23 protein-coding genes and 4 pseudogenes are annotated in these 26,668 nt (G+C 34.3%); 16 read left to right on the top strand and 11 right to left on the bottom strand.

Annotation, left to right across the window (positions count from 1 at the left end):
* Window positions 1–104 precede the first annotated feature (104 nt).
* From EV146_RS24785 to EV146_RS24765, 5 genes and pseudogenes are all read left to right on the top strand, one after another.
* The gene (locus tag EV146_RS24785; RefSeq protein ID WP_132011366.1) at window positions 105–353 is read left to right on the top strand and encodes a DUF2535 family protein; all 249 of its coding nucleotides are present in this window, start codon (window positions 105–107) and stop codon (window positions 351–353) included.
* 175 nt (window positions 354–528) lie between these two features.
* A complete protein-coding gene (locus EV146_RS24780; RefSeq protein WP_132011365.1) occupies window positions 529–1,122 on the top strand; it encodes a hypothetical protein in 594 nt (197 codons plus the stop codon).
* A 642-nt stretch (window positions 1,123–1,764) separates the two neighbouring features.
* Window positions 1,765–2,061: pseudogene (locus tag EV146_RS24775) on the top strand (DUF1643 domain-containing protein); the annotation flags it as partial.
* Between the two features lie 839 nt (window positions 2,062–2,900).
* The gene (locus EV146_RS24770; RefSeq protein WP_132011363.1) at window positions 2,901–3,473 is read left to right on the top strand and encodes a hypothetical protein; all 573 of its coding nucleotides are present in this window, start codon (window positions 2,901–2,903) and stop codon (window positions 3,471–3,473) included.
* Between the two features lie 598 nt (window positions 3,474–4,071).
* On the top strand, window positions 4,072–4,866 hold the full coding sequence (locus EV146_RS24765) for a restriction endonuclease (protein ID WP_132011362.1): 795 nt from the start codon (window positions 4,072–4,074) through the stop codon (window positions 4,864–4,866).
* A gap of 153 nt (window positions 4,867–5,019) precedes the next feature.
* Here the strand turns inward: EV146_RS24765 and EV146_RS28455 are convergent, their stop codons facing one another.
* Window positions 5,020–5,082, bottom strand: a complete 63-nt coding sequence (locus tag EV146_RS28455; protein WP_373566094.1) for a M48 family metalloprotease — start codon at window positions 5,080–5,082, stop codon at window positions 5,020–5,022.
* Between the two features lie 643 nt (window positions 5,083–5,725).
* On the opposite strand from EV146_RS28455, the pseudogene EV146_RS24755 reads away from it, so the two are divergent.
* Window positions 5,726–5,921: pseudogene (locus tag EV146_RS24755) on the top strand (YdbC family protein); the annotation flags it as partial.
* Window positions 5,922–6,324: 403 nt separating this feature from the next.
* On the opposite strand, the gene EV146_RS28285 reads toward EV146_RS24755, so the two are convergent.
* From EV146_RS28285 to EV146_RS27340, 5 genes are all read right to left on the bottom strand, one after another.
* The gene (locus EV146_RS28285; RefSeq protein WP_258236073.1) at window positions 6,325–6,684 is read right to left on the bottom strand and encodes a tyrosine-type recombinase/integrase; all 360 of its coding nucleotides are present in this window, start codon (window positions 6,682–6,684) and stop codon (window positions 6,325–6,327) included.
* A gap of 56 nt (window positions 6,685–6,740) precedes the next feature.
* The gene (locus tag EV146_RS28280; protein ID WP_258236069.1) at window positions 6,741–7,004 is read right to left on the bottom strand and encodes a tyrosine-type recombinase/integrase; all 264 of its coding nucleotides are present in this window, start codon (window positions 7,002–7,004) and stop codon (window positions 6,741–6,743) included.
* Between the two features lie 77 nt (window positions 7,005–7,081).
* Window positions 7,082–7,129, bottom strand: coding sequence for a hypothetical protein (locus EV146_RS28345; protein ID WP_309136138.1), 48 nt, complete (start codon window positions 7,127–7,129; stop codon window positions 7,082–7,084).
* A gap of 169 nt (window positions 7,130–7,298) precedes the next feature.
* Entirely contained in the window at window positions 7,299–7,436 is a 138-nt protein-coding gene (locus EV146_RS28045) for an Arm DNA-binding domain-containing protein (protein ID WP_241994048.1), read from the bottom strand.
* A 2,351-nt stretch (window positions 7,437–9,787) separates the two neighbouring features.
* Complete coding sequence (locus tag EV146_RS27340) at window positions 9,788–9,973, bottom strand: hypothetical protein (protein ID WP_158287218.1); 186 nt, start codon at window positions 9,971–9,973, stop codon at window positions 9,788–9,790.
* 374 nt (window positions 9,974–10,347) lie between these two features.
* Here EV146_RS27340 and EV146_RS24745 point away from each other — a divergent pair, with 374 nt between their 5' ends.
* The 5 genes and pseudogenes from EV146_RS24745 (at window position 10,348) to EV146_RS24725 (ending at window position 17,207) form a co-directional block, all read left to right on the top strand.
* On the top strand, window positions 10,348–11,751 hold the full coding sequence (locus EV146_RS24745) for an ABC-three component system protein (protein WP_132011360.1): 1,404 nt from the start codon (window positions 10,348–10,350) through the stop codon (window positions 11,749–11,751).
* Window positions 11,748–12,458: an ABC-three component system middle component 1 gene (locus EV146_RS24740; RefSeq protein ID WP_132011359.1), complete on the top strand. Its 711-nt coding sequence runs from the start codon at window positions 11,748–11,750 to the stop codon at window positions 12,456–12,458. Before EV146_RS24745 ends, EV146_RS24740 begins: the two co-directional genes overlap by 4 nt.
* Entirely contained in the window at window positions 12,451–14,826 is a 2,376-nt protein-coding gene (locus EV146_RS24735; protein WP_158287217.1) for an AAA family ATPase, read from the top strand. The genes EV146_RS24740 and EV146_RS24735 overlap by 8 nt, the downstream gene beginning before the upstream one ends.
* Window positions 14,827–14,924: 98 nt before the next feature.
* Window positions 14,925–15,206, top strand: coding sequence for a hypothetical protein (locus tag EV146_RS24730; RefSeq protein WP_132011357.1), 282 nt, complete (start codon window positions 14,925–14,927; stop codon window positions 15,204–15,206).
* A gap of 679 nt (window positions 15,207–15,885) precedes the next feature.
* A pseudogene (locus EV146_RS24725) lies at window positions 15,886–17,207 on the top strand (IS110 family RNA-guided transposase).
* A 370-nt stretch (window positions 17,208–17,577) separates the two neighbouring features.
* Here the strand turns inward: EV146_RS24725 and EV146_RS24720 are convergent.
* A pseudogene (locus EV146_RS24720) lies at window positions 17,578–18,500 on the bottom strand (transposase); the annotation flags it as partial.
* Between the two features lie 808 nt (window positions 18,501–19,308).
* Between EV146_RS24720 and EV146_RS24715 the strand changes: the two are divergent.
* Entirely contained in the window at window positions 19,309–19,878 is a 570-nt protein-coding gene (locus tag EV146_RS24715; protein WP_132011356.1) for a recombinase family protein, read from the top strand.
* Window positions 19,879–19,971: 93 nt separating this feature from the next.
* Window positions 19,972–21,873 (top strand): DUF262 domain-containing protein, encoded by a 1,902-nt coding sequence (locus EV146_RS24710; protein WP_132011355.1) that lies wholly within the window; start codon window positions 19,972–19,974, stop codon window positions 21,871–21,873.
* A gap of 307 nt (window positions 21,874–22,180) precedes the next feature.
* Here the strand turns inward: EV146_RS24710 and EV146_RS24705 are convergent, their stop codons facing one another.
* Window positions 22,181–23,122 (bottom strand): FRG domain-containing protein, encoded by a 942-nt coding sequence (locus tag EV146_RS24705; RefSeq protein ID WP_132011354.1) that lies wholly within the window; start codon window positions 23,120–23,122, stop codon window positions 22,181–22,183.
* 146 nt (window positions 23,123–23,268) lie between these two features.
* The gene (locus EV146_RS24700; RefSeq protein ID WP_132011353.1) at window positions 23,269–23,589 is read right to left on the bottom strand and encodes a tyrosine-type recombinase/integrase; all 321 of its coding nucleotides are present in this window, start codon (window positions 23,587–23,589) and stop codon (window positions 23,269–23,271) included.
* 25 nt (window positions 23,590–23,614) lie between these two features.
* Here EV146_RS24700 and EV146_RS27335 point away from each other — a divergent pair, with 25 nt between their 5' ends.
* Window positions 23,615–23,770, top strand: coding sequence for a hypothetical protein (locus tag EV146_RS27335; RefSeq protein ID WP_158287216.1), 156 nt, complete (start codon window positions 23,615–23,617; stop codon window positions 23,768–23,770).
* Window positions 23,771–24,243: 473 nt separating this feature from the next.
* On the opposite strand, the gene EV146_RS28450 is transcribed toward EV146_RS27335, so the two are convergent.
* Both EV146_RS28450 and EV146_RS24690 read right to left on the bottom strand, forming a co-directional pair.
* On the bottom strand, window positions 24,244–24,507 hold the full coding sequence (locus EV146_RS28450; protein ID WP_373566093.1) for a tyrosine-type recombinase/integrase: 264 nt from the start codon (window positions 24,505–24,507) through the stop codon (window positions 24,244–24,246).
* On the bottom strand, window positions 24,486–25,352 hold the full coding sequence (locus EV146_RS24690) for a tyrosine-type recombinase/integrase (RefSeq protein ID WP_132011352.1): 867 nt from the start codon (window positions 25,350–25,352) through the stop codon (window positions 24,486–24,488). The genes EV146_RS28450 and EV146_RS24690 overlap by 22 nt, the downstream gene beginning before the upstream one ends.
* A 300-nt stretch (window positions 25,353–25,652) precedes the next feature.
* On the opposite strand from EV146_RS24690, the gene EV146_RS24685 reads away from it, so the two are divergent.
* A complete protein-coding gene (locus EV146_RS24685; RefSeq protein WP_199232718.1) occupies window positions 25,653–26,081 on the top strand; it encodes a hypothetical protein in 429 nt (142 codons plus the stop codon).
* Between the two features lie 64 nt (window positions 26,082–26,145).
* Complete coding sequence (locus tag EV146_RS24680; protein WP_241994047.1) at window positions 26,146–26,430, top strand: hypothetical protein; 285 nt, start codon at window positions 26,146–26,148, stop codon at window positions 26,428–26,430.
* The last annotated feature ends 238 nt before the right edge of the window (window positions 26,431–26,668 follow it).

Here is a 26,668-nt window from a genome sequence, read left to right as displayed (position 1 = left end):
TATTAATATCTGTTAGGGCGTATGTCAAAAAAATATTTTTTGACATCCCACCAACGGGTCAAACCGTTGATATATCAATATTTATAGAGGGAGGATAGATACTTGTGATTTATAAAAGCTTAGAGTTCAAAAATAGTGTTGGACAGAAGGTTAAAATTGTTGATATTCCAGTATTGGATAAAGAAAGCAATTATCATTTTTTTATTCAAGCCCGTTTGCAAGTACTAATTACTTCTCTTTCAAAAGAAAAAAAATCTGGGCAATGTTCATTTAGGGATTATTTAAAAGGAGTATTGAAATGGCCTGAATACGAACAGTTTTATAATTCCTTTAGAATTAGAAAAAATGCTTAAAATTAATGGGGTACCGGTATGCCGGTACTCTTCTTTATTTTGATATATTATATAATCTTATGCTTTGTATCGTAGAAAGATTATTAATTTTTGTGATTTACATAAAAAAACTTATAAATCGATAGCCCTCATGAATATATATAGAAAGTGATTATGTTCATTGAGGGGGGATATTATGGAACACTATAGGCTTCAGCTTAAAACAAGTATTGACGAACAAACAGATAGGTATAAATCTATATTGGGAATACCAAGAAGGAAAAGCAAAACATTACTTCAGGACATTGAACATATTTTATTCTTAGTTAAAAACTATAAGAATATATCTCCTTCAAAGTTAAACCTTTTGATAGCTCAAGAATTTAACATTGCCCAAAATACAGTTGTATATGTAAGACCAACTTTGGAAAGAGCAAATCTCTTAATGAAAATCAATGGTCTGGTGAAATTAACAAACTCCGCACAAATTTACTTTCAAGAAAAAAATACTGCTTATTTAGCAAAGGGATTTCTTGATAGTTATTTCGGTTTCATGGAATTATTATTATTAATCGCCCAAAATCAACCTTGCAAACGCAATGATATATTTACAAGTTGGGTAAATTATTATGAAGAAGAGTTTGGAGGGAGAGCCCTTAGTACTCAGAAAACACAATTTCATACAATTTATCGATATTTAGTTACTTTTAACTTAATTAATATAGATAAAAGTTATCTCTCTTTAAATGAACAAATGCTCAACAACCTAAATCGGATGGTTGTATATTAAGACGAAATCAGTATAAAAGTTGGGGGGACCTTTTAAAAATGCGTCCTGTGTTAGTAGGACCATTTCCACAACTATTTTAAAGTTCCGAAGAGTTATCTAGTTTACCTTATCCACCCGTAATAATATTCAATTTAAAAGGATGCATTAAATTTGAATTAAATCATTTAAGTGATTCATAGGATTTGATTTAAAGCACAGTCGTAAATAAAAAAATGTTTAAAGCCGCCCTTCTAGATGAAGAAGGTATTGAGACTCAATTGATTTGTAAATTGGATGAAGCATGCCATTACACCAAAGTATGGTGTATCTCAACAAATTACTATACACTATTGGTTAACTCCGTGTTTAATGTATCTTGTGGAATATAAGGGTCAATAATTTTGATTTTTTAAATGATTTGGGTAATCATTTTCTTTGTTCTGATGTAGGGGAACTGTTGATCGTACGTAGGGGATATATAAAATAGATGGTGCTACTTATCATAAATAAAAAGAATGGAGTTTTGCTGTTTTGGGTAAGAGAAAACCAGTGTATTTTTCAAATTATATTCAAAAAGAGGAAATTACTACCTCTTAACATAACTGAGGATGATTTTTATAGATATAAAATTACCATCCCTTTAAAGGACGTAATAATTCAAAAAAGACTATAGTAATAATGAAAAATCCTAGTAAAGCTGGTAAATATGATAGTATAGCACAAAGAAAACTCTCCGACGAAACGATTTACCGTGTTACTGACTACCTTTATAAACATGATCAAAATTTTTCAAAAGTAATAATTCTAAATCTTTTTGCTATATATTCTTCAATCTTTGATTTGAATGTTGAAGAGGATATAATATATGGTAATGAAAATATGAAAATAAACAACAAGGTGATTTTATCAACTCTTCGAGACATTAAAGAAGATGATAGATTAATTGTTGCTTGGGGATAATATCCAAAACGAACAGGTTTTAGAAATAACTACCGTAAAAGAATTGATGAAGTGATGTGCTTGTTACAAGGTATAAAGTTATGGAGAGTTGGTAGTTTGGTAAACATTGACAGTTCTCGTTTTCCTCAACATGGTCTAAATTGGTTTGATTTCGAGGAAATGAAGGTCTATAAATTTAATAAGTTAAGATATTTTAAATCAATTGGTCTATTTAAATCTTGCTAGCAAAAAAGATTGGGATGAGTGTAAAGACCATTTGTACCACCTTTCGGAAAGTGGAGCTTCCTTACGATGAGGTTGTCCAATTTACGTTCACCCCATGGCCAAGACAAACCAGTAAAAAAGGAAAGACGTTGATTAGAAACAGCTATATGATTGACGTAATAGGATACAAAAGTGGAGAAATCCCTTTCACGTTATTTCGTTTTTTTGTCTTCATTCTGAGATTCTTACCTTTCAATATCATTTTTGTCCTTTAGTACTTTTAAATAAATCTTTTTCGGTTTTGAATCTACTTATATAAAGGGGAATTCAATGTTATCTTGTATATCGACTTAAATCCCACAAAATTTTTTCCAAGGCGTTTTACCGGAGTTGCAACAAATAAGTCGTAAACCTCTAAAACCTTATGGCAAAATCGTTAGAAATCAATTTTTCCAATCCTATCCCCCTGTAGAATTTAGCTAGCTTAAAAGTTCCATGGAAATTAAGTGAAAAATAATGAACGGTGTCAAAAAAAATAAATTCATCATCCGTAAAAAATGTTTAAGCCTTTTATTTTTATTTTTTAAAGATTCAAGGTAAAATATTCCTGTATTTATAAAAGGGGGAAAAATCATATGAGTATGATCGAATCTATTCTTTATAAGAAAATGAATCCAGGGGACCTATGGAATATTGATAGACCTCCTGGGACAGTTGAAGGTGGAGGAGGACAAACTTATATCAATCTAAAAATTGATCAGGCGGTTTTAACCCGCTTTTTACAATATGGAACAAGATCATATAAGCCAACAGACCATTTAAGTAGAGATGTTATAAAAATTTCCGCCATTTCGTTAGGAAATCCTGCTGATGTAGAATTAATTACTTTTGATCCGCGACCTGGAAGAAATGATTATAGAATAACCAATCAGCATACTTTACGACACCCTGCTTGGACAAGTAGAACAGGCTTTCCGACAGTCCCGGTATCATGTAAGAGTGCTGAAGATGTAGATACATTAGGTTTAGTAAATAATTTAGTAATTTTTATTGTACGAACTGATGAACAAAGATATTATGCTGGCTTTATAAATCAGTCAACTATGCCAGCAAGCTGGGCTACTGGAGTTGGTTTACAAATTTTGTTAAGTGGGCAAACCGATGTGATTGATTTCGTGCCAAAAATCCCACTGTCTTCAATTATTTAGTCCTAAGACATAAGAGTAGTTAAATATTTTAAAAATTCGGTGGCTTAAGTTGTTCCCAATTTTTTTATTACAATTACAAAAAATCATTAATGGAACCTATTAATTATAAAACAGTTGTAACAATTGCCAATATGTTTAAAATCTTTTTTAATAATTTTGCCGCACAGTTATTTAAAATTGTGCGGATTTTTGCCCCAACAATTAATGACTATCAGGTATGCAAAATGTTTTAGTAATGGTTAAAGATAATCCTTTTGGACAATTAGAAATACCGACAGATATTGCTGAGGTGATTTATACTCATTTTAATTCTTCATAAGGTTGGGAGCTAAAATTGGCAAAAGGCTTAAAAGCGAGTGGATATAAAATTAGTCTTGATTGCTTGCTGTAGGATACTAAAGACCTACCTATTTTAAAAATGAAAATCCAAATGTCTCCCTAATACGAAGGCGTTTTTTTCTTTACATATTAAAATATAAGATGTAAAAGGGTCTTTTTTTGTTTTTGAAATAAAAAGGTAAAACCCTAAGCATCTGACGGAAAAATTAGCTTTTTTAAACAAATAAAGAATAAAGTTTTTATACATGGGGATGAGTTTATGGTTATGCCGAAACAATCTGACATAGAGATACCTTTACTGGAAGTGCTAGTCTATTTAGGTGGACAGGGAACGCCCAAAGAAATATATCCATTAGTGACAAATAAATTTCCAACTATTACTCAGGAAGATATTGATGAGAGAATGGAATCCGGTGGTAATAAATGGACTAATCGCATTCAGTGGGTAAGGCAGAAGCTGGTTGATAGTGGAGATATGTATAGTCCTCAAAGGGGAATTTGGGGAATAACAGAGAAGGGAAGGAACCGTGTACAATCACCTATTACGACACCGTCAGCTCCGGTGAATTTAGTTGAACTCTATGAAGACTACGAAGAAGATTTTAAGTCGCAGTTATTGGATAAGCTTCATGAATTAACCCCTAGACAGTTTGAAGAGTTTGCAAAAAAATTACTCCAAGTATACGGGTTTGTCAGCTTAGCTGTTACTGATGTTGGTCCCGATGGAGGAATTGATGGCTACGGTAGGTTAAAGATTGGACTTGCTACAATGAATGTCGCTTTTCAATGTAAAAGGTGGCAAGGGAATGTAGGTCGAAGAGAAATTCAACAGTTTCGAGGTGCAATACAGGGTACATATGAACAAGGAATATTTTTTACAACTTCCGATTTCACCTCTCAGGCAACTGCAATTTCATTCCAACAAGGGGCTGTTCCTATTATTTTAATGAACGGGACTGGAATAGTGGACATTATGATTGAAAAAGGTCTAGGAGTGGTTAAAAAGCCATTATACCTCTATAACGAGAAAGTGCAAGATTTCTTGGATGAGTAAAACAGCTATAACTGAATAAAAGGGAAAAAAGGTACTCTTTATTAAGGTACCTCTTTTAATTTACAAAGCAGTGTAGGGCCATTAACTCGTAACCACTCTTTTCTCTATTCGTAATTTGGGAAGAATAAACTTAACGAATTGCCAACAATCGGTTTAGTGGTCCATGTGCTTTATGTGAGCTAATTCATGTACCAGTACATAATGTATAACGGACATAGGATCATCATAAGACTCCAATTTAATGCATTGCCCCAATCATTAGCACATGTTCTCCACCGTTTCTTCTGCTCCTAAATGGCAACTCTTGAAGGCTCTAGTTGCATTTAGGGTAATATATTTCAAAGCTTTCTAATATTTTTTTATTCCCTTGTTTGACAAACCACTCTTTAAAAAGTTGGCTCAATTCGAATCTTCTTTCGGTATCATGTATGTTAGAATGCAATAAACCGACTATACTTACACTGAAGGGTTGTTTTTTTCAACCATTCGCTTTTATGTACTTTTAGCCGATAATGACGTCCTAAATAAGGGAATTTTTCTCCACTGTCAAGCGCCTTTGGAGATGATGGAGCAGCAACCTCACCAAGCTCCTACTTTTTCCTTAGTATCTAGGGAGCTTTTTCTTATTCAACTTATCAAACTCAATGCCTTCTGGAGCAACAAGTTTTACTCATCCGTTAGGCAAACCGAAAGTAAAACATCTTTCTTACCTTTAATGTATTCAACTGAATAATCAATAATAGTGTTTCCATATTTAAAACTTTGCATGTTGTTTTGTCCTCCTGTTTTTATTTGTTTTGATGCGACGGGTCAAAAAGGTATAGTAGAGATAGTTAGTAGCATTAAAGGGGGCATTTTTATGGCAAACATTAAATTCGAAATTAAAGAAACGTTTGGGGTTGTTTCAGATGGTCCAAAAGGTTGGAAAAAGGAACTTAATCTTATCAGTTGGAATGATTGTGAACCCAAGTACGATAAGGGATTGGGATCCGGAGCATGAAAAGATGGGGAAAGGAATCACACTTTCAAGGGAAGAGTTATTACAATTTAAAGAACATTTTAAATCAAATGGGAATTTAAGTATTAACCAAACGATGACGTTCATAAGGAGCATCTGGAGCAAAGGTGTATGGCTGGCTCCATTGGAATGGGGGCAAGTTGATGGCAGACTGGTGCCAAAACCAAGTATGTTGCCACCAAATACATCTGTTTATATAATATAACCATAGAAATAGAGCCTTTTATATTAACATTTTTAAACTTATTCTGATATAATCCTAGGCATTTGTCTACCTTGACAGGGTAGAGGTCGCTGGTTCGAGCCCAGTCGGAATCATCCTAGGAAAAAGCCTTGAAAACCTTACATGATAAGGGTTTCGGGCTTTTTTTTATTTTAGACAAGGCACCCAAAATGTCTCCAATTATATAGCTGGTGCCATTTTGGTGCCATAGCCTCTTTTAGTTTGATTTTGTTAAAAGAGCGTCAATTTGATGAGCAGTCTCTTCTTGCATATTCGGTAGAACGTGCGAGTAAATATCTAATGTTGTTTTGATATTACTATGCCCTAGCCGTTCAGAGATCACTTTTGCTTGTTTGCCACTTGCGAGGAGCATAGTGGCGTGTGTATGACGTAAATCATGAAACCTGATCGGTTGAACGCCCGCTTCTTTGATTAACCTTTGAAAAGTACGCTTCAAGTTCTCGGGATTAACAGGTGTTCCTTTAGACGTACATATTACAAGATCATGATCTACATATTCAGGACCACAACTCAACTTCTCTTTTATAACTTGTGTTTTTTGTTTTTTAAGGACCAGAATCGTTTCATTAGGAAGCTTTATGCTGCGTACATTCGACTCGGTTTTAGCGCCACTTAGAAAACTTTTCCGTCTTTGCTGAGTGTTTGCCTAATAAATAAAACACCCTTATCAAGATCTACATCTTTCCAGCGTAACCCCAAAATCTCTCCCCGTCGTATTCCTGTAGTAATTGCTATTTGAAAAGCAGGATAAAGACGGTCTATAGTGGCTACCTTTAAAAACTCCTTTACTTCATCTACTTCCCAAACCGAAATTTCTTTCCTCGGATCCTTTGGTAAATGAATCTTTGTAATAGGGTTAGAAGGGAGTAGCTCCATATTTACTGCATAATCTAAACAGCCTTTGATTATGTTATAGACTTTCTTAATACTGGAGCTCGCTAGACTTTCTTCTTTTAATCATTTACTAAGTTTTGTAAAAGGATTGGAGTCAGTTGGGATATTGGAATATGCCCGATATAGGGTATATCCCGTTTCTCATGTAAGCCTCATAGGTATCAGCAGTTTGGATGCTGATACTAGTTCTCTTACTTTTAAACCAGTCTTGGAGATGCACTGCTAAATGAACACTTGTGGGTTCAAAAAATGTTCCCTTATATACCTCAGCTTCTACTAAAGCGAGTGCTTTTTCAGCATCTTTTTTTGTTTAAAACCCCGCTGTTTTTTACGCTTCCGCTTACCAGTAAGCGGATCGGTCTCAAGTTCCACTACAAAATACCAACTCAAACCTTCCTTTTTTATTTGTCCCATAGAAAACATCCTCCTCTAAAGTGATGCCCTCTAAAGGTATGACAAGCTCCTATAGAATTAATGGAGCAAATTAGTTGTTTACTAACCATAATTTTCACTGTTGATAACCACCGTTATATGAAATTCAGCTCTTTATTTTATTACGATATAGGGAGGGGAGGGTTAAGGGGAAGGAGATATATTTCTATTCGCTTATGATTTAAAATAATAAAACGATAAGTTTTAGCATTAAATATTTGCTATCTGCACCTAATTCCTTTTTAAAGGTACTTTATAACACGTTTTCGTTTTGCTGGTTCAAAGGGAGCTTAATTACCGTAATAGGCTTAAAAGATTAGCCTTCCTTGTTCGAAGCCAATCAGACAGACGAAAAAGAAAATCTGCCATTACGGTCCAAAGAAATAAAAAGGGAAGATGATTTTCATAATAATATGCTGAATCCTAAATTTACTAGCGACACTTTCGTTAATGGCTCAGGCAACCTCTTTGCATACTGTTTATTTGGCGGCTGCTGAACGGATAAAATTAAATTTTTTTACTCTCTATATTTTTAATAACCCCCCCAGTGCCTAGGAAATCAATGTTTTTAGGGCAAATGGTTTGATTTTACCCTAGTGAAAGTTTTATTAAAATGATGGTGCGAGACCTTAACTGATATAATTGGGGGACGTATACGAAAATGGAGCTTATATTTAGCTTTAAAATTTCAAAAAGGGGAAATTAATGAAAGAGTTTTTTAGATACTATGATAAATAGGCCGGTTCACAACCTCAATGTTAAACTTGGGGAACTAAAGGTGGGGGAAAAGATGGTTTGGGAGCACCAAGGGAATTTCACGTTGATTCCTGATGCATTGAGGAGGTGCCATTTTCTTAGTTCAACAGAGAAAGAGGTGCTTTTTGAACTCATATCTTGGGCGAGTACTACAAAAAATCACCCGATGGGCTATGTAAGGTAACAGAATCTCACATCCGTGTAAATACTGGCCTTGGTCTTAGCACTGTAAAAAAAAGCAGTAAGTTCTCTTGTGAAAAAAGGGTTTATTCCCAAGGTGTTAGATTTTGATAAGCGTAACATATATAGAGTAAATGCCTTTGAAACAAATTCCTATGTAATATTTAATATTGAGTGAATGGCTGTTTCACTGTAGAAGAGTCGTTTTGGAGAAAATGCACTCTTCTATTGTTGATTTGTCAAGTTACAATTTATTAGCGCAAAAAAAGCCTATATAGAAGCAACTATAGAGTTCGTTAAAATTGAGGAACACCACAAACCGTTTCTAAAAGCCCTAGACGAGTTACTTGTTTCTATCCTCCAAAGTAAAGGGGATGAAGTTGCTATAGTGTCCTTGTATGCCGATCTTCATATAGATTTCCAAAACTTTCTTAATGATCTTTATGTTGCTATTGGTGAGAAAATAATTTCCTCCTCTGAGAATCGGCTGATGTAATTAATAGCCCTTGAGGTCTAGATAATAGACCTTAAGGGCTATTATAATTTTGGAAGAGCTACTAGTATTAAGGAAGGGTACATTAAGTGGCTACTATTAAATACATTATGATACACAACAAGCAAAATTGTCTTTAGAAAGAAGTTATTTTATCTTAAAGGTTACTAAGTCCCAAAAACTTAAATATTACCTAGGGTACCCCTGGTTGAATATTATAAAATGTGATGCGCGTTGCGCAAAACTCAAATTTGGCTACATCAAAACACAACATATGTAACCCCTTTTTAGTTTTTATTTTCGAAAAAGAGTAACAAATATTAGTTGCGAAATCTCTTAATTAATGAAAACCTAATTTATTGGTATAGTTTGCTCTTAATGAAATTTTTTTGTTAATGTCCCTGGGTATTATACGTTTGAAGAAAGGTTAGGAAATGTACCGAAATATAGAGACGGTTATTAATTAGCTATTTTTATTTGTTACGTTTTTATAATAACCCCACATAATATATATTATAGGCGTTTGGTTTCCGAAAGAATGCTAGTCGTATAAGAGTGAACCATACTGCGTCGAAAAAAGACAAGCGCATGACCTATAGTTAAGGAGCGGTACAAAAGAAGTAGTCAATCAATGCATTTTATGCAAATATCTACAGCTTTGCTAACGGACAAGTAAAAAAGCCCCCGAAAAAGAGACAAGGGAAAACAGAATTATACATTCAGGAAAATGAGTCTTTAAAATTCATTAATATACTCAGTTTATACTTTTCTCATTAAGTCTTTAGTAGGCATTTTGTTCTTGAATACCTGTTACCAAGAGACTGCTAGAAGCACCCTCTAGCATAGTTCTAACTGTCTTCAACGTTTCACTTAGTATGCCTTGTTTGGGCTTCGGGGAATTAGCTTATGCTTCTAAGACTACTATTTCTGCATCCAGCTCTTCTTTGTTCTCTTGATCTTTCAGTTCTTCACAAAGTCTCTTTAATTCACTTATTAAAGGGTATAAGTTATCAGCTTGGAAAGTTGCACTCAATGACTGAATTAAATATTCATTGTTCTGCTGTAATTGAGAATTGATCATTGTACACAATATGGTTGTTAATTATGGTTGCTGTATAATCTGCAGCCTTGTCTTTTTTTATTTGGGAAAAAGTCATTCCTAGTCCCAAAACGCCTTCAGTGTCCACATTGCAGGGGTCATCTCTAATATTATATTCCTAAACGATCTATAATCTTGCAAACTCCGAGAGTATTGTTTTTTTACTAGCCAAATTGGCGGCTTCAAGAACACAAGCAATTAGCCATAGACCTTAAAGAATAATAAAAATATATCTATTTTTGAAATAATTTGCTTTCTTATATGGTAAATTTTATCCAATAAAATTATGATAATAGTATGCAATGAGTAGTTGATAACTTTAAATCTTACAGGGGTACTATTAGGTGAGAATGGGGTGATATGGCATGGAGGAATTAGTAGAAGTAGTTAGAATAAGCGGGATAGAGATAGATGAAAATGATGCCCATAGTGCGATTCCAACATGGAGTGGATTTGTATACCAAGGAAAGGCCTCAATTTATTGGGTCTTATCACTGCTAAACCAAATCGATATTGGACAGGCAGAGGAATATTCCTTACGAATCGAGCACTTAGAAGACTTTGGTATAAATTACAAAGGACATCCCCTTACCATACACCAGGTGAAGGCATACCAAGATAAATCCACTTTCGGAAATTATAAGAAAGCGGTATTGGAATTAATGGGGAAATGTGCTAAATACCCATCTATAACTTCAGCGCATCTTCACACATGTTGCCAAGTAGAGGTGCCTGAAAAAAATGAGCTGATAGAGGCACTAAAAAATGTGTCCTCCAAGACAAAAGTAAATCAATTGGTGGAATACAAACGATTACTATTTGATGAAGAAAAGTTCAATAGGGTTTATGACAAACTATTTATAAACCATGCTGAAAGCACTTTGCCTAAAAGAGTAATTAGCAATGTTGATATAGACGACGAAATAAAAATCGAGATTAAACGATTTTTTGAAAAAAATCAACATCACATTGGTAAGGACTTGTTAGATTCAGAGGAAAATATAACTTTTGCATTCAGCAATTTAGTTGAGGAAATCAACAACATCGTGGCTGAAGGACATGCAGAAAAGAAAAAGGATATTGAAATACCTTTTACTAGATTCATAGAATTATTAAAGGATGAATTTGTATTTCAATTTTCCGAAAATACAGCCACAAGCATGTTGAAATTGATTCTATCAGGATACTTTGATGAGTATTGTAATGATAATGATATACATCCTGAGGAATGTACCCAATGGAAGGAAAATTGGGATATGATGTGCCAATTATCAAATCGTGATTTTTTGTTACTCTGTAAGAAGTTAACTCCAACCGTCAAGGAGAATGTGAAAAATCTAACTGCCATTACGCTTAGGGAACTTGTAGTACAGGCGGGGGTGCATAAGACCCTTTTACCTATGGTGATGAACGCTGGTCAGTTTGCACTCAAAATAGAGGGTATTAAGGAAATGTTCATTTTAAACAAAGAAGGAATCCATCACCTAATTACAACAATAGCCACACCATGGGCTAAAAAAGCGACAGAAAATCAAGGGAAAAAGGTTTTTGAGGCACTAAAAAATGATAATAAACTTGCTTATTTGCTTTATGATGTTGATTACATAATCACTAACGAACTAGAAGGGCCTTTCTTTGGAAAAATCGTTGATGTGGGTAGCGATTATAAAGATGTTATTCCAGAATTTGACGAGAAAGATTCAATAACACGAAACAAAACCATTAAATTTATGACTGCCAAAACGGCATCGGAGGTGTTCAAATTATGAAAACATTCGTAAGGAGAATCCTGATGGAACTTGGGTTTTCAATTGATGAAAGTTGCCTAGGTGATGAATCGAGCTTCCAGGCAGATAGAACACAAGACAAAGGTTTTGATTTTCTGACTGTTTCTGTCCTTGAGGAAGACCAATTTACAATAGAAAACATAAGGCTAAAAACTGAAAATTTCTATCACAACTTAATTGAAAGCAGGAATGGAATTGGAGGCATTGATAAAAACTTATCGTTGCTAATTCTACTTAAGGTAAACTCCAAGGAAGTGCCAATTGATATTAATTCTTTAATTTTTGATGTTGAGGAGGACCCTTATACTTTTAAAAAATATGTTCTAACTTTCACTTATGACCAGGAGTCATTACTTGTATCAATGTTTAATAAATCAGGTATGGATGCCACGAAATTTTTGTATAAAATTCTAAATGATGTTGAATATTTTTCAGCTTTTAAATCTAATCAAACCAATGAAAACGCATTGATATATAATTTGGTGTCAAAGTTGTTTGTTAAATTGCCGTATCTAAGCATAGAAAACCAAAATCGAGAAATTAATCTTGTCTCAAAAGATATCCTAAGCGCATTTTCTGAAGAAGACAGGAAGACTTGGGATGCCCTAATGGAATTGAAAGACAGCGATGGTACTGATCCTGAAATTAACAAAATACTTAGTTGTCTGGGGGTTGAGGGAGTTGAGTAACTACATTATTTCAAGAATCTTATTAAGAAACTTTAAATCCATAGATAATGCAATTATCGAGTTTGAAGGAGAACATTTAAATGTTTTGGATGGTCCTAATGGATTCGGGAAGACAACAATCTACGATGCCATTCAATTATTGTTAACTGGGAAAGTCAGGCGAATTGAATCAAACCGGATTGTTACTTCAGCCAAGGGTTTTGGTGACCATTTATTCAGTAAGGATCAAAATCAACCAACGATAATCAGGGTTGAATTTACAGATAGACTGGTAGAAGACAACAAGCTGGTTTTGGAACGTGTACTTATTCCGCCCTCTAGACTGTCTGCCAGCCAAAAAAAGCCGCAGAATTTTTCGCAATTCAAGTTATTTTTACTAGAAAGCTTTGATTATGTAGATGATCATGATTATCACAAAAGAAGTATAGAGCAAAATCAGCTTAACGTTTTGTTTGGTGTGCGGGATTTAAATGATAAATTCAACCTCTACCACTATATTGAACAGGAAGATAGTACATATCTCTTTAAGCAAAATGAAAAAGAAAGGATGGGAGTGATATCAAAACTATTTAACATTGAGGAAGAAACGGTTCAGAAAAATTTCCTTGAAAAGGTAAGGAAAAAGGTAATAAGTCATAAGGGTGACTTGAATAAGGAATTGGGGCCATTAGAGACTCAGCTTTTACAGGAGAGCCAAACCGACGCAAAGGAATTTCAATACAAACCTTTATTAGGTGAAAACGAACTTACCAATGTTATTTGGGATAAAGAAAAAATTTACCCAATTGATTCTAACTTAAAAGAAAAATTCCTTGGAGAACTGGAAACAATAAAAAACTTAGTCACCCACAAAGACGATTTTAAACGAGAATTGGCCAACCAGGTATTGGATGCAATAATACAAAATGAAAAAAGATTACAAGCAATCATCATCCTAGGGCACTTTCACAATTTCCAAGATGAACTCGAAAAACAATATAAAAACCAGGAAAAGTTAAAGAGTATTCTAAATGAATTGAAAACAAGAGATATAATTCAGAAAAAGATTGATTGGTCTTTTATATTTGAAACATTAGAATTACCTTTTAAAAAGGATGAAATAGTGGTAAGAATTAATCTTTTAAGGGATTACAAGTCCAATTCCAATACAATTTCCTCTATCGTAACACAAATGATTCAGACACGCGGCAGCCTCGAAATGGATTTCAGGAATTTCGTTGAAAAGGAGCCCGACTCCGAAAATCAATGTCCTTTATGCGGTGATACGAAGGAAAGTTTTGGAGTATTAATTGATCAGATTAACAGAAAGACTTCAGCCTTAGGGGCTTACCTCAACTCCACTGACAAGAAGCTAACTGAAGAATTGGGAAATTTATATAAAGATTATCTTAACCCGATAATTCAAATGGCTGAAAGTTTTTTGGTGGAAAACCATTTGGATGAATCTTTTATTATTCAGTTGAAGGAATATAAAAACGTTATTGTAAATATGGAAGAGGCACATAAGTGGTTTGAAGGAAAAGGTATAGACCTTAATGCTTATATTAATAGAGATGTAATAAAAGTTGTGGATTTGAATCACAGAGTACAGTTACTGAAGGAAGAAATCCAAAATAAAAAGGAAATCGTTAATGAATTTTGTAGGGATAACATGAAGGTTTTAAAGGATATATATAATCTTCGGCTAAACAAGAATCTTGATTTGATCAATAAGATTACGCTTGAATCAATCCAACAGAAAAAAGATTATATCGAATACCAATATATTCTTCAATCTAGTGTAACCTTCCAAAGAGTAAAAGCTCTTAGGGAAAAGAGAGATAAACTTGATGGCACTCTAAATTCCATCAATAGAATAATCAGTATATATAATGAAAAAATCAACAAGCACCGAGCAAAAATGGTAAGTGATATTGAAATCCCTTTTTATATTTACAGTGGAAAGATTATTCAAAATCATCAAAGGGGTATCGGTGTCTTTATTAAGGAAGAAAGGGAAACAGACGCAACAGGAGAGATTCAATTAAAGTCGATTAACTTTGTACCTCCAGTACCAACAGACCATGACATTGTCCACTCTTTTAGTTCAGGTCAACTTTCTTCTACTGTTATCGCCTTCACACTGGCTTTAAATAAGGTTTATGGGAATACGGGAGTAATGACATTATTGATAGATGATCCCGTACAGACTATGGATGAAATGAATATGGCCTCTTTTGTTGAATTGCTTAGAAATGACTTTAGAGATAGACAGCTTATCCTTTCAACCCATGAAGATAATATTTCTTTGTATCTTCGCTATAAATTCCTTAAGTACGGCTTAAGTGTAGGGAATGTTAATGTAAAGCAAATCTTATATGCACGATAAAAAAATATGGAATCTACTAATAATTTGTTGGTAGATTCCATATTTTTTATTATTTAACGTATTTTAAAAAAAAAAAACAGTGAAAGAGGGGCCTTCATTTGATTACAGAATTCTTCTTTAAAGAACGCGTAGTTGGGGCAATTAATACCTGCATTCGAATGATTAACGAATCAGATAAATGGGATATAAGAGGAAATGGTATTATTGAAAATGAATGGGAGTCCTATGTTATCAAAAAGGATAATACTTTTGTTGCTATCCTTACTATCCTGGGAGAAAAAAAGAAAATACGCTTTGCAGAAAAGGAATGGATAGGTTTTGATTTAAATATTAGCGAAAATTTAAAGATAAAGGAATTGTTATTAAAATACAGTAAATAAATTTTCTAGCTTGAAGTCATTGACGTCTTTTTACTTGAGATGAGAAATATAAGGGGAATCTATTCACGACATTGGTGAATGGATTTTTTTAGCTGAAGAAGGAAAGTATATAGTCTAAAGTGACATGAAATAATTGGGAGAGTTAGCGATATGACTAATGTTGATGACAGGTCAGCTTTTGTTAACAACAATTAGATTTTTAGTCGTGTGGATGTAGGACAACTTTATCTTTATCTTCCTTTGGGGAAAACTATAGTCGGTTTCCATTAAAGGATATACTACAATTATATAATTTTGTGACGATGATAAAGAGTATTGATACATAATTTCTGAGGCTGGTTAAAGTAAGATTATCTCCGTCTGCGACAGCCCCAAAATCGGATGTAGTCATGGGTTCAAAGAAGAAGTATTAGATTACGAGCATTTAAATAAATATGCAGGGAGATAAGGTGTTGCCTTTATTGGCAGCACCTAACTTAGAATCGACCTTGTTAACTAACGGGTGTATTCCTTCAAGTATCGGCTAGAATACAGCCGATTTTTTCTTGTTGGACTAAAGGGGCAGCATTCCTGTAATAACTGAAAATGCGACTTGAATGAAAAAAGACCTCTTGATAAGATGAATGTGTCCTGAGCTGGCCAGCTAAAAGGGACAAAACATCTATTCGGAGGTCTTACCATGAATTATAACCAAAATCATAAAATAGTCAAATTGCACCTAATACCCTAATAATCGGGTTTGATATTGCGAAACATCATCGTAGCTAGAGCACAAAATTATCGCGGAATAGAACTTGGAGCTACTTGCTTTTTTGATCATACCCAAGAAGGATTTAGATCATTTATTGGATGGATTCATCAATTAAAAGAGTCATGCAAGATGGAGTCTGTCATTACTGGAATGGAGCCTACAGGGCATTATTGGCTTAATTTAGCTCAAGTTTTAAAAGAGGAACAGATTAAGTTCGTAACAGTTAACCCCTTACATGTTAAGCATAGTAAGGAGTTAGATGATAACTCTCCAACTAAAAATGATGTAAAAGACGCAAAAGTGATTGCAAAGCTAGTCAAAGATGGTAGATACGCCCAACCAACAATACCACAAGGAGTTTTCGCGGAACGGCGTGTGGCTAAGAAATTACGCGATCTATTAAATGTGGACTTACAAATAGTGCAGGGACAGGTACACAACTGGATTGATCGATACTTTCCAGAGTTCTGTACCGTATTTAAAAGTTGGGAAGGAAAGGCAGCCCTTCATCTATTAAAACTTGAAGCGTTACCTCATGAGCTAGTGAACTATACAGACGAAGAATTACTGAATTACTTAAGGCAAGCAGTGAAGAGAAGTATAGGAATGAAGAAGATTCAATCCTTAAGAGAAGCAGCCAATCGCTCAATTGGCATTCGTCAGGGTGCCATGATGGCTAAAATGGAATTGAGATCATTAATTCAAAAATATGAACTGATTCAAGCCAAGTTCGAAGAGCTTGACCATACTCTAGATACACTCCTTCAGGATATTCCAGGCGTTGATCAAATGTTAGACATAACAGGAATTGGACGCGATACAGTGGCGGGTTTCTTCGCTGAAGTAGGAGATTTGAGGGAGTATAATCATCCTCGTCAAATAACCAAGCTGGCAGGACTTAGCTTAAAAGAAAATACATCAGGAAAGCATAAAGGAAGAACAAAATTACGAAACGGGGTCGAAAGAAATTACGAGCCTTATTATTTCGGGCATCTATGATTCTAGTAGCAAAAGATAAAGCCTTTAAAGCTCTACATCATTATTACACAACAAGATCTGACAATCCGTTGAAAAAAATGCAGTCCTTAATTGCTTTGTGTAATAAGCTTATACGCATTCTCTTTTCTATTGGGAAGAAAAAGTTTGTGTTCCAGGAAGAGAAGATGTTGAAGGATACCCCCCCATATTCATGCATTTATTCAAGAACCAATAGCAGTTTATTCACTATCAAACTGACTTTTAACAAATAGAGTTGGACGGTTAAACAGACAAGATCAGCATGGGATTAGTCGGCAACGCAACTAACGTAAGGACCTAGATCCTGTGGGGCAGCATGACGGACATCCACCTTATGGAAAGGTTGAACGAAGGAATGTAGGAGCGAAGACTCTGTGAGACTTGGGAGGGTAGACCCCCATAAGATATGTGGATATCAATTGGTGCGTACATACCTGTTATCCAACTTTTTGGAAGTTAACCGAAGGTTGGCTAGTTTCTTGCGCTCATTTTATTCGTAAACTGCTTGATTGTATTCTTTTTCGTACTGATCAAATCTATAAAATTAAACAAGTTGGATAGCCATAGAAAAACCGCGTATTTAAGAGATAGGTGCTTGTTTATAGTATCCCCAATTACCGTGTCAATTTCCATTCCTGCCTCTTGACTCTTATGAACCAATTCCTGCAGAAATTCCCATCACTTTTTTCACCTGTTGTCACAACTGCTGCAGTAATAATTCTTTCATAACTCATCGCAAGGTGGGTTTTAAAACCAAAGAAAGAAGAGTCTTCAGATTTATGTCCTGTCCTGGCATCTGGATCATTGGAGTAGCTAAGGTTCTCTTTGTAATCCTCTGTGACTTCTTTAAGAACATTTAACTTCTCTTTGACCGCATATATCTCTGAGATTTTTGGTTCCTCTTCAACAATTGAAATGATTTGATTACAATAATCCAATTCATCCTCGATTTTACCGTAAGTTGGTTTTTCTGGGAATTTTTCTTTTATAGATTCATCAACTTGATACACTGCTTTTCTAACATTTTTTGATTTCTCTTCTAAAAATTCCTTTGGTGATTTTTGATTATAACGTGCTTTTGTATGAGTAGCGTCCACGATGATGGTTTTACTTTTAATGATTCCCTTTTCTAATGCAATTTCAACTGATTTCCCAATAAGCAAATCTAATAAACCCTCATCTGGAAGACGGAGTTTACGGAATTTAGTCAGAGAACTTGGATCAATAACTGGATTTTCTGGGGCCATATCGAGGAAATATTTAAACGACATATCATATTTTGAACGTTCCACTACATCTACATCTGATAAATCAAAAATATTTTTAAGTAGAAGATACTTAAACATACGGAAGGGTGGCACTGCATTACGGCCATTATCTAGACAATATTTTGATTTTTCTTCCTCAAGGAGAAAGGCAAAATCAACTAATTCATTAATTTTTCGAAGAAAATTATCTTTTGGCACAACAAGATCATAAATTGGCATGAGAGGACTAAGAATGAAAGTGTCTTGGTTTGAAATCATTAGGGCGTCACCTACATACATTTAATACCATTATTATAAAATGAAAAAGTCAGTAGAAAGGACAATTTCATAAAATTTCTACTGACTTTTTCAGTGGCTTTAGTACGGGGCAGGTGGAGGCCCCACAGGCGCTCGCGCCGAGGAGGCTCCCCGCAACGCCCGCGGAAAGGTATGTTCAGATTTACCTAGATGTTTTAAAAGTATTTCTAGAATCAATTAACAAAAAAGAAGAGGCCCAAAAAATAGTAAAATTATCATTTTTTCTGAATTTGGAGCATGTTCAGTCCCAACACTTGAATTTTTAGCATTAGGTTTACCCAGAAAGGCAGCAATAAAGTTGGCAGAGGTGATTCCAAATAAACAAGAGCAAGACTCATACTATGATTTAATTTGGTTAAAATCTATTAATGTTGAAAATCTTGATATATCAAGTTATTTGAAAAAACATATTAGGCTGATACAGAATATTTTATAAAAATTATCCAATGAATAAAAGTTTACTAAAAAAGCAATATTTAGAAGGTTAGATTATCAATCAAACAAAGAAAAATTACTTGTATTAATATTTAGGTTTTATAATTCATCCGAGCAGCCATATAAAATGGCTGTTTTCATTTTAATATTGTACAACAATATTTAATAAAGTATATACAATGATATTCAAACTCAATCACTCCTTTTTATATTTCTTAGGTGACAAAACTTAAAAGTATTGACACTCTTTTCTACGAGTAGTAGTATCAGTGTATCTGAAGGTGTCTTTATTTAGTGACATAAATTGGGTAGAGAAAAGAGGTTATTTACATAAATGAAGTATGGTTATGCAAGGGTAAGTACAAGGGGGCCAGCGAAAAAAGGAAATTCTATAGAAGAGCAAGTTAGTAAATTGGAGAATGAAGGTTGTGTAATAATCTATCGAGAAGCCTTCACAGGAACTAAGGGTGACAGACCGAAATTCAAAGAACTGCTTACTTTAATAAAGGAAGGAGATACACTGGTAGTTACAAAACTGGATCGTTTTGCAAGGTCAGCTATAGACGGTATTCAAACTGTAAAGATATTATTTGAAAATGGTGTTAAAGTACATATTCTTAACATGGGATTAGTGGAGGATACACCAACAGGAAACCTTATTTTCTCAATTATGAGTGCTTTTGCACAGTTTGAAAGAGATATGATAGTTGAACGTACTCAAGAAGGAAAAGCGATTGCAAAACAAAAGAATGATTTTAGAGAAGGTCGACCAAGGAAACATTCTAAGCAGCAAGTCCAACATGCTTTAATGCTTTTAGAGACACATACATATAAAGAAGTGGAAGCTATGACAGGTATCACCAAAAGAACTCTGATTCGAAGAAAAAAGGAGCATGAAATATAAAATAAATGGAAGTGGATGTGCGATTCAGATTTAAGTTGTGGTTATAATTATTACTATTAATACAATTGTTCATTTAACAACTAGAGGTGACATATGAGTATAAAGTCATATACAGAGGTAAAGCAAATCCGTGTACAAGATATTGTTGATGGAATCAATGCTCAAGTAGATAATACAAATGTAGCAATGAAGATTAGAGTACCTAAAATTCAACGAAATTTGGTATGGTCACAGTCCCAGAAAGAAAAGTTTATTGATACTTTAAAACAAGGTTTTCCATTTGGCTCTCTATTATTATATAAAAAAGGTAGCGAAGACTATTTATTAGTGGATGGTCTTCAAAGAACTTCTACCATTTTAGAATATAGCTTAAAACCTACACAGTATTTTTCGAAGAATGAGATTAAAGATCATTATATTACATCCTTGCTAAGCATTTTCCCTACCCTCTCGAGTAGTGATGAGGAAAAGGTAAGAGAAAAAATTGAGCAGTGGGTAAAAGGAAAAAATGGATTTACTGAGAGTGAGAAATTTTCTTCTTATAATCTAGTGAAATTCCTAGAGTCTCAGCTTTTATCTGAAAATATTTCTCTTTCTAATGAATTATTTGAAGAAATAATGGACATACTTTCAAGGTTCATTGATTCTGTTAAGTCGTTCTCAGATATATCTAAAATAGAGATGCCTGTTGTTGTTTATCACGGTGAAGAATCAAACTTGCCAGAAATATTCGAACGAATAAATTCCAAAGGAACAAAATTGAATCGCTATCAAATCTTTGCTGCTACTTGGGAAAAAGAGTTTCAGATACAGAATAAAAGTATAATTGATGCCATCAAATTAAAATACGAAAAACTCATTGAAAGTGGATTTGTGATTGATAACTATGACAGTAATAATCTTTACCAGATAGATACCAAATTCACACTATTTGAGTATTTATTTGGGGTGGGGAAGTTTATACAAAAAACTTATCCTATGCTATTCGGTAGACCTAAGGAAGGTAACGAAGATAGCACAGATTCACTAGGATTTAATATCGTTTCAATTTGTCGAGGGGTAGCATCTCAGGAGTTAAAGAGTTTAGAAGATAGAATGCTAGAAATTGATATTAATAGGTTTGAAACTGCATTTTTACAAGCGATTGATTTTGTTCAGACTGCTCTTAGCCCTGTGCTTGCTTTTCAAGCTCATCGTGCAAAGAGACATATAGCAGGTGATTATAAAATATTTCATGGTGAGAGTCAGATTGTAGCACTAATTGGCAGCGTGTTCCATATCCGATTTGATCAAAATCTAAGTGAAAGATCAACATGGAAACAGGATAAAATACGTTTATTAAATACGTTACCTGCTCACTACTTATATGATTTGTTAAGGGATTATTGGCGAGGTTCTAGTGATTCTAAACTAAAACAGATAATAGTTGATCCTATCAAAAATAATATAGGTTCGCTTATTGATAATCTACGTTATGGACAACTTATTCCAAAAGAACAATGGAATAGTATCTTAACAGTTTGGTTTGAAGAACAACTTAACCGTAAAGAGAGTAAGCGAATAAATATTGGAGATAAAGAGATTCTCTTTCTTAAATACTTATACAAAAATATATTTACATTCGATGAGACTTACAGCTTATATGAAATAGACCATGTCTTGCCGATAGAACGTCTACGAAAAGCAGCAGTGAATTTAAACGGTTTACCAATAAGTTGTGTGGCGAATCTTGCCTTTATACCAAAAGAGTCTAACAATAGAAAACAGGATAAAACTTTTTATGAATATTTAACATATTTGAAAGAAAAGTGTGGACATACCGACAAACAAATTGAGGAGCAAAGAAGTTTATTTGATAGATTATTATTTATTTCTTGTGACGAACTAATAATACCAAAACAAAAGAATGCTGATAATATTACCAGAGAATGGTATACTTTTGTTCTTCGTAAACGTTTTGAAAGAATGAAGGCTCTTTTTCTATCAAATATATAAGAAGTGAAGAATTGTAGAAAGTATTGAAATTTAGAATTTATGGTTTCAGTAAGGGGTGAAGGATGGGAGAATTCACCCTTTACTTATGAAGTAAGGAGGGGTATTTTTACACATTAGGATAAGAGTAACAATGAGCTGTTCATTTGCATGAATGAGTATACCGACGACATTTCAAGTGAAGAATGGCAATTGTTAAAAGAAGTTTTATAGAAGTGTGGAGATTCATTTCTTGGATCTCTTTTTTTACTTGAAAAATAGAATTTAAAAAGACCAAATCGCTGGCCGAATTGGTCTTCTTATTAACTATCTATTTTGTATGCCTTTCTAGAATCCATTGAAGTACTGGGTCGTCGTGCCTATTTGAAAGTACTTTTTCAACTCTATGATTATCGTATTGTGATATTTTTAATGCTTTACAAAATCCTTCCATGCCGGGATAAATAGATTCATGAGTCAAATTTAGAAAATTCATCTTTTTCCACAATGAGCTCATCTGGTCTGGGTTAAATATAAATTTCTTACCTATTGTAGATATATGAGGAAGTTCTTCTTTGAGCCTAGATAATATCCATGTTATTGATACGCCAGCAACGCTAGGGACTAAAAACAATCCCTGTTGAACTCTTAAACGTTCATTTGCAAGAGATGGTTCCCAATGATAAACAAAAGGAATATGCCCGTCCACATCATCAAAAGTAAAATCCTTTAGATCCTTAAAGGGTGAGTCACTGTAATTAGCTTTAAATGCTTCTTCGTACTTTATATAATATAGCATTTCAATCAAATTGATATCTAATGCATAAACACAAAAGGGAGTATCCTTGTTTGCTCCATCCATTGCAAAGAACAAAGCAATATAGGGAGAATAGGTCCAATCTTGAAGCCTTGTTGGTGCCCCATAGTGTTGCATAACAGATAATAGATTCAGTTTATATTCACGAATATCTGGGAAAATTTTAGTTTTGGGCTTTGGGAACCGTATATTAGTATGATGATAATAGAACTTTTCAAATTCAAGTATCATACTATCCTCGTAAGCTTCTAGTTCTACATTAGAGTTAGAGTCAAAAGACCTTAGTAATGATGTAGTTAGGTTATATTCGCTAGAACTTTGGCCCCTAAAAATAAATTGTCTATCAGCGGGTGCTTGCAATTTCTCACATTCAGTTTCAAAATGTGACCAATCTTTAATAGGAACTTTTTCCCAAATTGTCGGGTCGTTGAAGTCTGATGGATAAGTTTTACTCATTTAGTTTCTCCTTATGTTTAATAATTTCATTATTTACCATTTTAACATAACTATCCTTTTCATAAAGTTAAGTCTTTAAGGGCTTCATCAATTGTGTCATGATTAATACCAATATACCGAAGCGTTGTCTGCGGAGTAGAATGGTTCTACAAATGCTGGAGTGTAACAATGTCCTTTGTCCTTTGGTAAAAGTGATATGAGAATGTTTTGTTGCGCGTATGGGTTCCAATCTCCTCGACTCCGCATTGAGCAGCAACTTCATTTAATATCCTATAAGCTTGAACCCGAGTAATCGGCTCGGTTCCTTTTTTGGAAGGGAACAGGAGGTCATTGTATTGTTTCCCTTCAATATATCGGTCTATTTCTTTCCTTAATGTAGGGGAGATAATTTGTGTTTTTATTTTCCCTGTCTTTTGTTCCTTAAGTGTCAAATGGGTTCCCTTGAGGTCTTTAACACGGACTTTCAATAGGCTGGAAAAGCGGTTATTACTATTGAAACAGACAAAAGGAGCTGACCTTAGTGAATTTGCATGGAGACTTCCTGATAATAATAAAGAGCTTTTTAATGGTTGTTATGAAGCTGTCTTTATGCTTTCTCATGAGGCAAACATAGTTAGAAATATGAGTTTCACTATTGGAACATTTTAAGGGCTGCCCTTTATTGGAGAGCGAAGAAAACCTTTGAAAAGGTCTATAACGAGTATTTTTGGGTCGGCTTATAGGGGCTGGCTCCTTTTTATTACTCAATGAAAAAACTAAGTATTATAATTTGGTAAATGAAGATTTTATTTTGAGGAGTAATATATGAGTGATTATAAAGATGTTTCCAATGATTTTAAACAACAATTGGCTGCTATAACAAAACAATTTTAAGAGATAAATATTGAATAATCACTAAATAGTATGGAGATGGTGGCTATTCATGGTGCATAAAATATTATAATGGCCGACTTATGGACAAACCTTGTTGGAATAGAGCGGAAACGGCAATTATTCATTTGGGACAAGAAACCTTTAATTATATGGTGCTTAATTTCAAGAAATTTAAGATAACTTTTTGCATAATAAAATTGCCGCATAGTTATTTAAAATTGTGCGGCTTTCTGTCCATCTATTAATGACTATCTAAATAAGTTGACCTTATTCAAATGAACATGGGAATCATCCTGATTTATACGTTCCAAGTATATATTAGTAGTAGAGATATCCGAATGACCAGCCCAGTCTTTCACGATGGCCAAGGGGACATCATTTTCCAAAAGAAGGGTCACGAAAGAATGTCGGAACCAGTGTGGCGTAACTTTTAAATTTCTTCCGGCCAATTGTACCGCTTCCTTCACGATTTTATAAAGAGCAGGGTACGTTAACCGATTTTTATTTGTAATGGGTAAGTTTTTATATACATTGCAAAAAATACTGGACTAGTTTCTCCATATTTATCTCCACTGACTCGCCAATATTTTTTAAAAAGAATTTCCTCTGTTTCTTCCCTTATGGGTCCCGTTCTAGGTTTATTTCCCTTTCCAATCACATCCGCATAAAGATGTCCTTTCCGATTGTACCGGAAGCTTCCCCAATTTAAACTTAACAGCTCACTAGCACGAAGTCCCATCGGGTATAGCATATAACCGATCAGGAGGTTCCTCTTCTCCAGTTGTTCTCGATTCCTTGCAGCCTTAACGGTTTTAGGAAAAAAAGAGATAAGATACTCTGCATCCTTCTGGGATAATTCCCTAACTTGTACTAGAGTTTGACTATTTTCGTTCCGAGTTTCTTCTATTAAATAGTGTCCTTTTTTCGCAACTGGTTTTGTGATCCAGGTGGAGAGGTGGGCCTTGTAGAACTGAGTCTCATATCCGAAATCTAATAATCTTCTAAAAAATTCCAGTTTCCTGATGGCCGTCTTCGCCGCATACTTATCCTTGATGAATCTGTTATAGGCTTTCACTTCGGGAAACCCGATGTCTCTTAAGGAAGGGAAGTGATCTGCAAAGAAGTGAAGCAGGGTCTTGGCATTCGATCGGTAGGCCTTGACTGTGTGAGGTGAAAGCTGTTTATCCGGATGGAAGACTTTCTCCAGGAAGAACAGTTCGAGCACATCCTGTTCGGAACTTTCCGCAAGGGTAAGGTTCCGGTTTTCATCGAGCAAATTACGGGTATGCAGATGATCGGCTAAATTTTCCAGGTACTGTTTATTATTTATATTTGATAGAAGTGTCAAGTAATTCACTTTCGACCTCCTGTGACTTAGTTAACCATAATATAATTATATATAGTAAAGAAACTCTTCCTTATTTTTAGGGTTGGAATTATTTTGAGCTTTAAAGCTAAAGACTATATTATTATCCATTAAGTTATTAATAATCTTTCTAATACAAGGGGCCGAGATATAAAAGCTAATCAAACTTTAATACAGCTATGTATTATGTTTCTTAATCCAGTAATAATAGGATGTTAGATTATGGTATAAAAGAGAATATAAATAATGAAAGAGAGACGGTATTATGATATACAACGTCGCTACTAAACAGTGGGTAGATGCTACTACCGTCAATTGGGTAAAAAAGAAGTAGGGAAATATGGACAACCTAAGTGGGTCTTTAATTTTAAAAAAGACTACTCAGAGAATTACAAGGTATTTTCCTTAGAAACGAGAGAGTATTCGGACGAAGTTAAAGGCGTCATTTCATTAGTTGACTTATATGATGGCTACTATGGGGTTCGCATTAAAGATGTTGAATCTGCTGAATGGAATAAATCTTTTATTAAAGGTTTGGAACATAAGGGGAAGAATGTAAATTGTAAATATACAGAGGTAGGAACCAACCTTGTTGCCTTTGCATGTCAATACAGTATACTAAAAGGCCTTAATGGGTTCGTGCAGCTAAAGTCCAAAACGACCACCATTAAGTTTTACCAAGAAATTGGCTTCGAGCTGTTTGACCCCGTGAACGCATAATGATTCTTGATGAGGAACCTGCTCAAGCACTGGCAAATGACTATTTTGAGGTAGGTGTCATAAATTGGCTAGATTAGCTCGCGAGTTGAGGCACGACATTATTACACCTACAAAAACAGGGTATAATGTTAAAAAGGTGAGTGATGATATGCTAAGAGATATGTGGGCAGAGGGTAGAAAGAACTTTGATAAAGGATTCCCAGATGGTGTTTACGTTGCCCCTTGCGAAAAGAATGAACCGACAGTCAAAATGAGGGAATTATTTGCTTACTGTAAAAAGGTTGGGAAAAGACCTGCTGAATTGACGGACGAAGAAAGACAACAATTTATTGGACATCCTGATTTTTAATATATGAAAAAGCAAGAAATAAAAGAAAAGAGAAAAAATATTTTTTAATTGGTAGGAGCTTTTTGCTCCTTTTTTTATAAAGGCAGACATATAAGAAATTAACTACAAGTAGGTATCGTACCTTGGAAAAATCTTGTTGGAATGGATCTAAACAGCTATGATTCTGATGTGACAAGAGAATTATGATTCTTAATTCCAAGAAGTTTAAGGTATATCGTTTTGCATAAAATTGCCGCAC

Origin of the sequence: Mesobacillus foraminis, from assembly GCF_004340465.1 — a bacterium.
GTDB classification, from domain to species: Bacteria; Bacillota; Bacilli; order Bacillales; family Cytobacillaceae; genus Mesobacillus_B; species Mesobacillus_B foraminis.
Note: the sequence above shows the minus strand (reverse complement) of the source record. Positions and strands in the feature narration are given on the sequence as shown.